The sequence below is a fragment of the Helicobacter labacensis genome (assembly GCF_003660285.1).
GTDB classification, from domain to species: domain Bacteria; phylum Campylobacterota; class Campylobacteria; order Campylobacterales; family Helicobacteraceae; genus Helicobacter; species Helicobacter labacensis.
This window is the reverse complement of sequence record NZ_QXQQ01000001.1, coordinates 87,683-100,561: the sequence shown is the minus strand read 5'-3', so window position 1 is coordinate 100,561 and position 12,879 is coordinate 87,683. Positions and strand designations below refer to the sequence as shown.

The window sequence follows — 12,879 nt, the reverse complement described above, 5'->3', positions numbered from 1 at the left end:
AGTTTGGCAATGGCATGGATCGCGCCTTGCTTTCCTCTTGTTAGTGTTTTTTGTAGTATAATGGAGGGTTAGATGCAAAAAAGGGGTTTTGATGAAAAAAGTGCATCCTCTTAGCCTCAAATTCAGCCATGCGCTAGCTAGGCACATTAAAGCCAACCAAGCCCAGCGCGCCCAGCTTTACGCCTTTAGCCCGCGTGTCTTTGAATCCCCTAGAGTGGCTCCTGCGCGTAAACTCCCCCTTCTCCCCCTAGCCCCCCTTAAAAAAACCTCTAAAGCCGGAGCCTTATTGGCTGGAGCCTTATTGGCTGGGGGACCCCTCAAGGCTGTAGATGGATCGCACAATATGGGGGGGGGGTCGCTCACGCCCAAGGGCGCGCTTGTAAGCCCCATTACAACAACACCCCCTAGCCCTCAGTTGCAATACAGCGCGATCCCCTTGAGCCAGCAAGCCGCGCGCAACGCGCTTTGGGGTCCGGCTAAATTTGGTATCGCCCGCGCGCCCCAGCCTATGATGGCTCTAGTTTTACCCACCCAGTTAGCCACAACACCCGCGCCCCAGAATGTGTGGGACAAAATTTATAATCTTGGCAACCAAGATGTCAATGTGGGTAATGGAGGGATCGCCTATGTCGATCCGGGTAAAGGCACTCTTAGCACTTGGACTAGTTGGGCAGGAGGGCGATCCTTTAATGTAAATGTTACCGGGAGCAATCAAGGGACTTTAGTGATTGGTAACGACACGCCCAATGTAGCTACGGGTGGGACTATTTGGATTCCTAATGGGAGTATAGGTCCTATTTGGGGGACTTTCAAAGCACCTGACATTTATCTTACCAACACCTTTAAAACCGGGGTCGCTAGCGGTTCGGGTAAGGGGGTGATGAGTTTTGACGCTTCTAATAATCTCACAATGGACGGGCTTACTTATGATAACACGGAAACCATTCTTGGGGGGCGCGCGCTAGGAAGCGGTCCTAGGTCTAGTGCCACTTTCAAGGCTGGTAACGATATGAATGTTACCAATAGCAATTTTACAGACAATACATGGGGGACTTTTAATCTCAGTGCCAAAAACACCACCCTTACTAATAGCAGTTTCAACGGATACCACTCTAGCATTGCCCTTAGCGCGACTCAAAGCTTACAAGCCACCGGCACGCAATTTGACAACGCCTATGGCTCAACGAGTCTGAGCGCAGAGAATGGAATAACCCTTAGCAACACCAGCTTTAGTGGGCAGGATAATAGCGTGAGTTTGAGCTCTGCTAATGGTGATCTTAGCGTGAGCAACACCCAAATTAGCGACGCTAAACAGATTAATGTCAATGCCAATAGCGCAAGTTTCAGCGACACGACTTTTGGGACTACGGGACAAGCCCAAAGCACCTTTACAGCCAACGCTTTAAATTTTAACAACACGACATGGGATGGGTCTACTTGGTATAACTTTAACCCTAAGAGCGCACCCCAAACCACCACGACTTTTAGTGGGGTAACTACGATTAGCACCGATAGCACAAGTCTTTCTCCCTTTGCATCTCTTAAAGGGACGATCAATCTTAGCCCGGGCGCGATCATCAATATCAACCAGATTTTAAACTCTAATCAAAACTACACTTTATTTGACAGCGAGATCACATCTGGGGGTAAAAAGATAGAGGGCACACAGATCGCGCAGTTTTTAGAGTTTAATGGGATGAAACTCACAGCCGTAAACAATAATGGACAAGTGGCATTAGAAGACATGGTAGATGGGTATGATATTCTCAAGATCAAGGTGGATTTCACTGGTAATAAGGTCGTCTTAAACCCTATTCTCATGCCTACGGACATTTGGTCTTCTGTGTATTGCATGGGCAACACTAATCTAACTGGTTATTGTGCAAGCCACCCTGCACAGACGACTTTTAATGTAAATAATGGAATCGCCTTCATTGATCCCAATTTGAAAAACTACGCCGCCCCTTACTGGAATCCCAATGGCAATTTGTTAAACACCTATGCAGGCACTAACAATGGCATTAATATCGACATTAAAGGAGAGGGGGTTTTAGTCATTGGCAATAATGCCATGCAGGCTGCTACAGGCGGGGTGATCCGCCTTGGGGGAATGGGTATTAATGGCGGTCTTGTGGGCTATATCACGGATAGTTTTAGTGCTGCCAACATCTATATGACTAACACCTTCCAAACTGGCAATACCTTTAAAGATGGCGGGGGAGCTAGTGTTACATTCAACGCTACCAAGAATATTACTTTAGATGGACTCAATTACCAAAATCTACAAGCGGGCACGCAACACTCTCATACCTCTTGGGTTGCCGGACAAGCCATGAATGTCCAAAATTCTAATTTCATAGACCAGACAGGGGGAACTTTTAGTTTTAAGGGTAACGCTATTGATTTTGACAATAGCACCGTGCAAGGCACGGCAACTTCTGTTAGCCTTGCAGCGACCAATGCTTTATCGCTTAGTGGCAGTATTTTAAGTGGGGGATACTATAAGCTAAGTGGTGCTTCTATCGCGCTTGAGAACACGGAAATAGACTCCGCTGTTGCGCCCAGCACAGGAGTCAATGAGTTCAATGGTCCAACCACGATGTCAGGAACTAGCTCTGTTCGCTTAATTGGGAGTAATCTTGTAGCCAATAATAGCTTGACTTCAACGGACAACAGCCGTTTTTATTTGAGCCAAAGCAGCGATGTAAATTTCAACAGCACAGCCACTTTGGGGGGTAGCACAACCTTAAATGTAGAAAACAGCAAAGCCTACTTCAATGGTGTAACTAATCTCAATGACAACACGAATGTAAGCTTGACTCACCAAAGCCAGATTAATTTTAAAGGGACTACCAATGTAGGGGATAGCGCGGTTGTCAATTTGGATCAAAGCACCGCTTTATTTGGGGGTAGCACCAATTTTAGCGATGCCGCTTATTTGAGCTTGATCAATGGCAGTCAAGCTGCTTTTGATAACACCATGTCCCTTGCAGACAACACCGCTGTGAGTGTGAATAGCGGCAGTCAGGTGAATTTCAAGGGCGATACCACCTTTAGCGGGGAGGCTAAACTAGGGATCAACGGGCAGGGCGCGCAGACTAGCTTTGCCAAAGACGCGACTTTTAGCGGTAGCTCTAGCTTGGTGCTCACACAGCAGGCACAAGCCACCATGCAAGGCACGACCACGCTCAATAGTGGGGTGAATGTCAATCTCTCGGGGGGTAGCCAAATTAACGCGCAAACCCTCAATCTCAATGGGGCTGACATTGCCTTGATGGGGCAGAGCACGCTAAACGCGGGGGAAACCACCAGCACGGGCGCGAGCACTTTATATAGCACAGGTAATAGCGCGCTTAATTTTGGACCCTTTAATCTCACCGGGAGTTTGACCCTCAAGGGAATCCTTACCCCCAATTTCTCCAGCCCCTTTATGAGCGTCAAGGGGGCGTTTAATGTGGGCAACACGGGCTTGCTCAATATCTCCAATGTAGACCTCTTTACTAAGCTCGCCTTCCAAACCCCTAAGGTCTATGACATTCTCAACACTTCAGGGGGGATCAAGGGGATCAGCGGGGCGGATGGCTACCAAAAAATCGACTTCTATGGCATGAAAATTAGTAGTGCCACCTATAACACCTCCCAAGATAGCTGGAGTTTTGCTAACCCCCTCAATGGCGCGCAACTCATCACAGAGAGCATACAGGGGGGTAAATTAGTCGTTACAATCTCACAAAACCCCAACCCAGTCGCCACCTCGCTTTACAATATCGCGCCTGAGCTCTACTACTATAAAGAGTCCAAACAAAATGTCTCAGGCACACAGTATGATTACAGCGACAACCGCACCGGGACTTTCTTTTTGGATAGCAATTTAAAAGGGGTGTTCATCCCCCCGGCTACTTCGATGACCCAGCCCCTACAACCCCAAATCCCGGGCACCTATGGTCCCTACAACCAGCCCCTAGACCCCCTTTACATCTACAACCCGGCTATCACACAAGCCAATTTAGGCAGTTTATATAGCTTGGCTTCTAGTTTATGGCCCCAGTTGGAACAGCTCTTAAAAAACGGGGTGCTAGATAATCTAAACGACCCCACTAAGGTGCTCCAAGCCCTAGAAAACGCCCACATCACTCTAGACCCCACCCAAAAGCAAGAACTCTTAAATCTCATCGGAGGGCTCTCTAGCCAGATCAACCAGAGTTTTGCCAATGGCACTTTAGTGGTGGGGGGCACGCAGGTGGGCAAAACCCAAAGTAGTAGCGTGGTGTGGTTTGGGGGGAATGGGTATGCTGATCCTTGTAGTGGGTCTTCAAGTTGCCAAGACTTGCGCTCTAAGAATTTGGGGCAACTCTTAGAGGGGACTTCGGTAGACTTGGGCTATATTGAGGCGCATTTCAACGCCAAAGAGATTTACATCACGGGCACTGTGGGGAGTGGGAACGCTTGGCAGAGTGGGGGGAGCGCGTCTGTGAGCTTTAATAGCGCAACTAACTTAACCCTCAATGACGCGACCATCAGCGCGCAGGGCACAGACCAAATCTTCCCACTCTTGGGGCAGGCGGGCTTAGAAAAGATCTTAGCCCAAGCGGGCTTAGGGCAGACCTTAGGCAATATCATCTACCAGAAAGCCCAAGGCAAAACGCTCATCCCCTCTAGCATTCAGGGCTTGGGGGGGTTATTGCCCCCTAGTATCGCCAATGAGCCCTTGGGGGATTTATTGAACGCGCAGGACATGCAGGCTATCATGGAGTTGCCCGGATTCACCACTGTTATTAAAGACATTGTCAATTCCAAGACGGTGAGCGATGTCTTTGGTCAAAATGGACTTATCAGTAACTTGAGTCCTACAACGCGCGAAGAAATTGATAAGGAATTAGTTAAACAGATTGAAGCCGCTAAGGGTAATATAATAGGTGGCATCGTTAAAACAATCGGTATAAATAATGTGGAGAACTTCATTGATACTTGGTATGGAGATAAAACTCTTTGGAGTTTCATGGACCAATTCTCTCCGGTTAGTTTGGATCAAGCCCTTTCGCAAGCCAGTTCGCCCCAGGGACTCACTGGTTTAGAAAAATTCTTAAACGAAACCACTTTCGGGCAAATTTTGAAAAATGTCTTTGCATACAAGGATTTGATCAATACAGGCGTGTCTTGGCTAGGACCCCAAATTTTGAGCACCATGATGAACATGGTGATCCAAGATGCGCTCAACCCCCCCCCCGCCTTGAGCAAGATGTTAGCCAACACCACTAGCAAGCTCTTAAACCAGCTCTTGGGACCGGATTTAATCAACACCCTAAGCCAGCAAAAGGATCTCCAAGCCCTAGCTAACGCCTTGATGCAAGATAAGGGCTTGGGGGGGTTATGGTCTAAGGGCTTGGGGAGTGTGCTCTCCCCCTCTTTACAGCAGGCTTTGCAAAAAGTGGGCTTGGGCAATCTGCTAGCCCCCAAGGGTTTGAGTTGGTTGTGGGAAAAGGGTTATTTTAGCTTTTTGGCTAACCAAAATGTTGTGGTGAACAATAGCAATTTTAGCAACGCCACAGGGGGGGCGTTGAGTTTTGTGGCCGGCAAGAACATCATCTTTAGTGGCACCAATGGCATCAACTTCACCAATTACACAGGCACGCTCAATTTCTTTTCTAACAACACTTCTAATATTGAGGTGAGCACACTCAACGCCACCAATGGGCTTGACATCAACGCCCAATTCAACAATGTCTATGTCAAGCAGGGCACGCTCACCACCAATAACCAATACGAGGGGATCAGCGTGAACGCGCAGGATTTTGCTTATTTGGGCACGATCCAAGCTAAGGGCGGGGTGGTAGACCTCTCTAAAGTAACAGGGAGCACCTTACTAGGCACAATCGATCTCTCCCCTAGCGCCCAGCTCTTGGCTAATAATTTGAGTATCCAGCACGCACTCAACAACAATTCTAATAGCGCGGTGAGCATCGCCCAAGATTTTACCCTCTATTCAGGCGCGACTTTAACCACGAATCCCAATGGCATTGATGTGGGGGGAAGTTTTAACTCCGCTGGGAGCATGGTCTTTAATGCCAGCACGCAAAGCCCTAGCGCGCCCTTTATTAATGTAAAAGGCATCGCCACCCTCACACCCACAGCCAACACGCCCATTCTAGCCCTCAACACCCAAGCTAGCAACCAAGCCTACACCTTGATTAATGCCAAGTGGATCGACTACAATCTCTACAACCAGCCCTTTAACCCCAATAGCTGGAAGGACTATTTGAGTCTCTACACCCAGCTAGACATCAATAACAAGCACATGCAACTCAACGCGCAGGGCACGGGCTTGCTCTACAATGGTCAAGCGGTTAAGATCGCGGATAAAGGCTTGAGCGTGAGTTTCCAAGATGCCCAAGGGCAGACTATCACCTCCTCAATCGCCTATAATAATATCCAAGTGGGCGTGGGCAAACAGCCCAATATCGTGATTCCCACGATCCAAGAGTATATCCAGCAAATCCAAGGACAAACTAGCGTGGATAATGTCTACCAAGCTGGCGGACCCAATGTCATGCAATGGTTGAACGCCTTGTTAGTGGAGACTAAGAATACCCCCCTCTTTGCGCCCTATTACCTAGAGAACAATTCTCCCCAAACCCTTGTTAAAATAGCTAAGGACATCGCCAATAGCATCGACTTGATCGCTAGCCCCTCGCTCAAAAACAACTCCACGGATATTTTGCAAATCAACACCTACACCCAGCAGATGAGTCGCCTAGCCAAGCTCTCTAATTTCACAGCCAGCGTGCCCACCTTCCATGACTTCTTAGAGAATATCAAGGGCGAACGCTTTGCTAGCGCCGTGCCTAACGCGATGGATGTGATCCTAGCCTACTCCCAGCGCGACAAGATCAAAAACAATCTTTGGATGCAGGGCGTGGGGGGAGCTAGCTTTGTGGCTGGGGGCACGGGCACACTCTACGGAATCAATGTAGGTTACGATCGCTTTGTGAAGGGTGCAATCGTGGGCGGGTATGTAGCCTATGGCTACAGCGGTTTCCATGGCAATATCACCAACGCTAGTAGCAATAATGTCAATGTGGGGCTTTATAGCCGTATCTTTGCCAAGAACAGTGAGATCACCTTGAGTGCCAATGAAACTTGGGGGTATAATAAGAACTATATCAATGCCACAGACTCTATTCTCTCCATTGTCAACCAACGCTATAACTACAACACTTGGACGACCAATGTAGGCGCAAACTATGGCTATGACTTCTTTTTCAAAAATAAAAGCGTGGTGCTCAAACCCCAAATCGCCTTGCGCTACTACTACATTGGTATGACCGGCTTACAAGGCACAATGGATAACCCCTATTACGACCGCTTTAGGGCTAATGCCGATCCTAATAAAAAATCCGTGCTCACCCTCAATCTAGCTCTAGAAAGTCGGCATTACTTTGGCAAAAACTCCTATTATTTCGTGATCGCGGATATCGGGCGCGATCTCTTTGTGAGCTCCATGGGGGATAAATTGGTGCGCTTTATTGGCAATGACACCTTGAGTTACCGCAAGGGCGATCTCTACAACACCTTTGCGGGCTTGACCATGGGCGGGGAGGTGCGCTTGTGGAAATCCCTCTATATCAACGCCGGTATTGGGGCGCGCTTTGGGCTAGACTACCAAGACATCAATATCACGGGCAATGTGGGGATGCGCTATGCCTTCTAAGTTAATTTTAAGATTACATGCGCTAGTATGCAATCCCCCCTCCTTAAAGCCTCGAGGGTTGTCCCTTGGGGCTTGTTATCCCTTAGAAAGTTAGTCGTTGAACCCACCCCCAAACCCCCCTATCGAACGCGTGCATGTGATTCTCAAGCCCTTAACCCCCCCGGAGTCCTTGCGCGCGCTAGAGGAAGCCTTACGCGCTGTGGGGATGGGCTATGACTTCTCTCCTGAACCTGGGGGGGTATTATTGTGTCTGGGGGGAGATGGCACGCTTTTGGGGGCTTTGCGCAGCGGATCGGCTTGTTTTGGGGTGCATGTGGGGAATTTGGGCTTTTTGAGTGCCACAAATTTGGCTGGCGTAGCGGATTTTTTGCGCGCGCTCAAAGCGGGGGTATATCGTGTAGAAAAGCATTTGATGCTAGAGGCATGGTTAGACAACCAAGATCACCCCTTTGTATGCGCCAACGATCTGGTCATCACTAAAAAAGATGTCTATGGGATTTTAGAGTTGCGCCTCTTTGTAGAGGGGGTTTTAGCCAATGTTTACCAAGTGGATGGCTTGATTGTAGCCACCCCTCTTGGTTCTAGCGCGTATAATATCAGTGTAGGAGGAAGCGTGGTGCACCCCTTGTGCCAAAATATTTTACTCACCCCCATCGCCCCGCATTCTCTCACCCAAAGACCCTTGATCTTGGGCGCGCACGCCCAATTAAGCGTGCAAACCCAAAAAACTTGCTTAATCGTGCTAGATGGGCAAAGCCACCACCTCATGCGCCCCGATCAAGAACTCAAAATCCAACAGGCTATCCCCCAAGCGACCTTGCTCCAGCCCTTAGAGCGCAATTACTTCCAAGTGTTGCGCGAAAAATTCTCTTGGGGGGGACCCTATGCTTAAACTTGGTAGCATGCCCTCATGATAGAAGAAGTGCGTATCGAGCAGGGGGTGGTGTTTGAGCAGGCAGATTTGCGCTTGAGCGCGCATTTGAATGTGATCAGCGGGGCGAGTGGGAGTGGGAAGAGTGTATTACTAGGGTGCATTTTAGCCAGCGTAGGGCTAGCCCCCATGCGCGCGCGCTTTTTGCAAGCGCGTTGGCAACTGGCTAACACCCCCACAGTGATTCAAATCCACAAGCACAAACGCGCCCGTTGCATGCGCGATGGCGCGCCTATTAGCAAAAAAGCCTTGCAGAGCTATTTAGCCCCCCACTTACTCTATATCTCCTCCCACGCCCGCCCTCTTAACCCACAACTCTTCTTAGAGATCTTAGATAGTTTTATAGACCCCACCCTCCTCCAAGCCTTCCAGCAAAGCTATAAACGCTACACCCACGCGCGTGCGCAATTAGACAAGCTAGAACAAGAGGCGGACTCTTTAGAAGTCCTCAAAGAGATGGCGCGTTTTGAGTTGGCTAAGTTTGAGGGTGTGCTCTTAGAGGACGGGGCGTATGCGCGCCTTGAGAATCTCAAAAACCAACACAAAAACTGCCAAAAGAGTCGCGCGGCTATTAAGCAGGGTTTGGGTGTCTTAGAGGGGGAACACCACATTTATAGAGCGCTTTCTTGCACCAACGCCCCCTTTAAAGACGCGTTGCAAGAGCATTTACAAGAAGCTAAAGGATGGCTTTTGAATGAAATGTGCGCCCTAGAGGAATTAGAGCACATGGACATGGAAGCCCTGCTAGATGCGATGGGAAAGTTAGGGAGTCTTGTGCGCAAATACGGGAGTGAGGCGCTCGCGCGCGCCAAACAGCAAAGCTTGCGCCAAGATTACCAACGCTACTGCGCGCACGATCAACACCTCAAAAGCGCGCAAACACGCGTGCAAGAGTGCGAACACGCGTGCATGCAACTAGGCTCACAACTTAGCAAAGAACGCCAAATCCACCTAAGCGCGGTGCAGAGCATGCTAGAGAGTTACACCACACCCCTTTTGCTCAACCCCCCCCACTTATCCCTAGAGCCTACTCCCTTGTGTGCGCAGGGCTTAGAGAGTGTGCGTTTACTCCTTGGCAGGAGCGCGCATTGGAGCGCGGGGGAGAGCAACCGCTTGAGCTTAGCTTTGCTAGCCTTGCAAGCTAAGCAACAACAAACCCCCCATAAAACCCTCTTGGTGGACGAGTTAGACGCGAATTTGAGTGGGCAAGAGAGCGCGTGTGTCGCCCAAATCCTCAAGGAATTAAGCGCGCACCACCAAGTGATCGCCATCTCACACGCCCCCCACCTGCCCGGTCTGGCTAATCGGCATTTTCTAGTCTACCAACACGCCCAACAAGCCTCTATTAAATTACTCAGCAAGGACGAACAGGTGCTAGAGATCGCGCGCATGGTGGACGCTAATTTGGGGCAAGAGGCTCTAGCCTATGCCAAGATGAAGCTCAATTATGATTAGTTACGCGCTCTTATACCACATTGCCTTATTGTTAAAAACCCAAAGCAAGATCACCATCCGCGCCCATGCGCACTACATCACTCTAGACACCCCGGAGTATTGCTTTAAAGCTTGCATGGATAAATCCCAGAGTTATATCTATGTCGATCAGCACAGACACGCGATCTACCCTAAAACCCCTTTCAACCTCGCCCTAGAAAAGCACGCCTCCAACGCTAGGCTTGTGGACGCGTTTTTAGAAAATGAGGATCGTATTTTAAAGATTGTGCTAGAGTGCGCGCATAGTTACAAGAAAACCCAAGCTTCTTTGCAACTAGAATTTACCGGCAGGCACAGCAACGCCATTTTATTAGACGCGCAAGGGCGCGTGTTAGAAGCCCTGCGTTTTGTGGGCGCACAGCAGAGCTACCGCCCTGTGTTGAAAGCCCAAATCTTAGCCCCCTTGCTCAAACCCCCCTTTGCGCGCCCCCCCTTGCAAGAGATGCCACCAAGTGCCTTGCTGGACGCGCTGGCAAATTTGCGCGCGCGTGCGCAAGCCCAAAGCCTAGCCGGGCAAAAAGAAAGCCTCAAAAAAGGCTGGCTCAAGAGATTAGAGCTTTTACAAGCGCGTTTAGAGCGTCTGCCTAGCGCGCCCACTCTCTTGCAAGAAAGCGCAACGCAACGCGCGCACGCGAGCTTGATTCTAGCCCACTTGCACCATCTAGACTCTAAGCTCATCTACGCGCCAAGTATCACCCTAGAAGATCAAGTCATCAAGCTCCCCCCCCAAGCGCGCACCCTAAGCGATGCGGCTAATAAGCTATTCAAAATGGCGAAGAAAAACCAGCAAAGAGCCCAGCACATTATCTTGCAAGTGGAGAATCTCCAATCTAAAATCGCCTTTTTGCAGGCTAAATTAGCCCTCTTGCCTAGCGCGCGCTTGGAAGATTTAGCCCCCATGCGCGCCAAACCCACCCGCCATAGCCCCAAGACCACGCATTTAGAGAGTTTTGACATTGAGGGGGTGCGCGTGCTCATTGGGCGCAACCAGCAGGAGAATCGCGAAATCCTCAAAATGGCGCGCGCGCGCGACATCTGGGCGCATGCCAAAGACCAACCCGGGGCGCACATGGTGATTTTCTCCCACCCCAATACCCCCTCCAAAGAGGTGCTACACAAGGCTTGCGTTTTGTTAGCCAAACTCACCCACGCCCACTCCAGCGCGCAAGCCCTGAAAGTGCGCATCGATCACACCCAAAAAAAGCATGTGAAATTGGCTTCTCAAGCTGGGGTGCAGGTGTTTTACACCCACTTTAGCACGATGACTATTACCATCTAAGTTAAATTCAAGTATAATGGCATGCCAAATTTAGCCTGGACGATGCGTGTTTCTACTTTTGGTAAGTTCTTTTATACACACTAGCAAGGCTAGTTGTAGTGGCTTTTGTGTGATTTGGTATTTCCTTGCTGGATCTGCCACCTAAAAAAGCCCTCCTAGCCAATCCGTAGCTCTACTGAACTACGCAACATAGTAACGCTCGTTTGGGTGAACTTATAGGGTTTAAATGAAAAAAAGTATTTTGATCGTGGGGAGTGGGGCTAGAGAATATGCGCTAGGGCGCAAATTTAGAGAAGACGCGCGCGTGGGCGACATTTATTTTTGCCCGGGCAATGGGGGGACACAGAGCATTGGGATTAATGTTCCCTACCTAGATCACGCCCAGCTTGTGGATTTCGCCTTGGATAAAAAGGTGGATTTGGTGGTGATTGGACCAGAAAATCCCTTAGTGGAGGGCTTGAGCGATGCCCTAGCGCACGCGCAGATTAAAGTTTTTGGACCTAGCCAACAAGCTAGCTTGCTAGAGAGCTCCAAGAGCTTTACCAAAGAATTAGCCCAAGCCTATGGCATCCCCACTGCGCCCTATGTGTTAGCTTCTAGTTACCAACAAGCCTGCGCGCAGCTGGGCACCTACCCCATTGTGATCAAAGCCGATGGGCTGTGTCAGGGCAAGGGGGTGATCATCGCCCAAGATGAAAAGCAAGCCCTGCAAGCGTTAGAACACCTCTTTACAGACAAACAGCAAGAAAAAGTGCTCTTAGAGCAGTTTCTGCCCGGCTTTGAACTCTCCATTTGCGCTTTAGCCCACCACCAAAACTACCTCCTACTACCCCCCTCCCAATCTTACAAACAACTCTCTGGCGATGGTCCTAATACTGGGGGAATGGGGGCGTTTGCGCCCTCTAGTTTGTGTAACCACGCCCTGCAACACCAGATTGCCACCCAGATCATCGAGCCCATTTTAAAGGCGATGGTAGAGCAGAATAAACCCTTTATTGGGGTGTTGTATGCGGGTGTGATGGTGGTGCAAACCCCAGAGGGCTTGCAGCCCTATTTGTTAGAGTGTAATGTGCGCTTTGGGGACCCGGAGTGTGGGGTGCTATTGCCCTTACTCAAAACCCCCTTACTAGATCTGTGTTTGGCGACCTTAGAAGACAAACTGCTAGATTTGCAATTAGAATTGCACCCCCAGCATTGCTTGGGCGTGGTCTTAGCTTCCAAGGATTACCCTTATAAAATTTCAGGGGGGCAGAGTGTGTATATTGATCCCATTGATGAGAAAAAAGGGCATGTGGACTTGGGGGGGATCGCGCAGGAAAATGGGGTGTTCATGGTGTCTGGGGGGCGTGTGGGGGTGTGTATAGGCATGGGCAAATCCTTGCATGAAGCCAGAGAGCACGCCTACGAATTGGTGGGTAAGGTGCAGTTTGAGGGCATGCAATTTAGAGAAGACATTGGACACTAAAC

At 49.6% G+C, this 12,879-nt stretch carries 5 protein-coding genes; all 5 read left to right on the top strand.

Annotation, left to right across the window (positions count from 1 at the left end; translation table 11 throughout):
• Positions 1–91 precede the first annotated feature (91 nt).
• The 5 genes from EAO33_RS00485 to purD all read left to right on the top strand — a co-directional run bounded on the left by EAO33_RS00485 (position 92) and on the right by purD (position 12,877).
• Positions 92–7,708: a vacuolating cytotoxin domain-containing protein gene (locus tag EAO33_RS00485; protein ID WP_120943927.1), complete on the top strand. Its 7,617-nt coding sequence runs from the start codon at positions 92–94 to the stop codon at positions 7,706–7,708.
• 97 nt (positions 7,709–7,805) lie between these two features.
• On the top strand, positions 7,806–8,600 hold the full coding sequence (locus EAO33_RS00480; RefSeq protein ID WP_235852898.1) for an NAD(+)/NADH kinase: 795 nt from the start codon (positions 7,806–7,808) through the stop codon (positions 8,598–8,600).
• A gap of 18 nt (positions 8,601–8,618) precedes the next feature.
• Positions 8,619–10,094: a DNA repair protein RecN gene (locus EAO33_RS00475; RefSeq protein WP_120943925.1), complete on the top strand. Its 1,476-nt coding sequence runs from the start codon at positions 8,619–8,621 to the stop codon at positions 10,092–10,094.
• On the top strand, positions 10,087–11,412 hold the full coding sequence (locus EAO33_RS00470) for an NFACT family protein (protein ID WP_120943923.1): 1,326 nt from the start codon (positions 10,087–10,089) through the stop codon (positions 11,410–11,412). Before EAO33_RS00475 ends, EAO33_RS00470 begins: the two co-directional genes overlap by 8 nt.
• A gap of 226 nt (positions 11,413–11,638) precedes the next feature.
• Positions 11,639–12,877, top strand: coding sequence for a phosphoribosylamine--glycine ligase (purD, locus tag EAO33_RS00465; protein WP_120943921.1), 1,239 nt, complete (start codon positions 11,639–11,641; stop codon positions 12,875–12,877).
• Positions 12,878–12,879 lie beyond the last annotated feature (2 nt).

Coding starts and splice junctions, on each gene's coding strand:
- EAO33_RS00485 (WP_120943927.1), top strand. CDS start 92: ATGAAAAAAGTGCATCCTCTTAGCCTCAAATTCAGCCATGCGCTAGCT.
- EAO33_RS00475 (WP_120943925.1), top strand. CDS start 8,619: ATGATAGAAGAAGTGCGTATCGAGCAGGGGGTGGTGTTTGAGCAGGCA.
- EAO33_RS00470 (WP_120943923.1), top strand. CDS start 10,087: ATGATTAGTTACGCGCTCTTATACCACATTGCCTTATTGTTAAAAACC.
- purD (WP_120943921.1), top strand. CDS start 11,639: ATGAAAAAAAGTATTTTGATCGTGGGGAGTGGGGCTAGAGAATATGCG.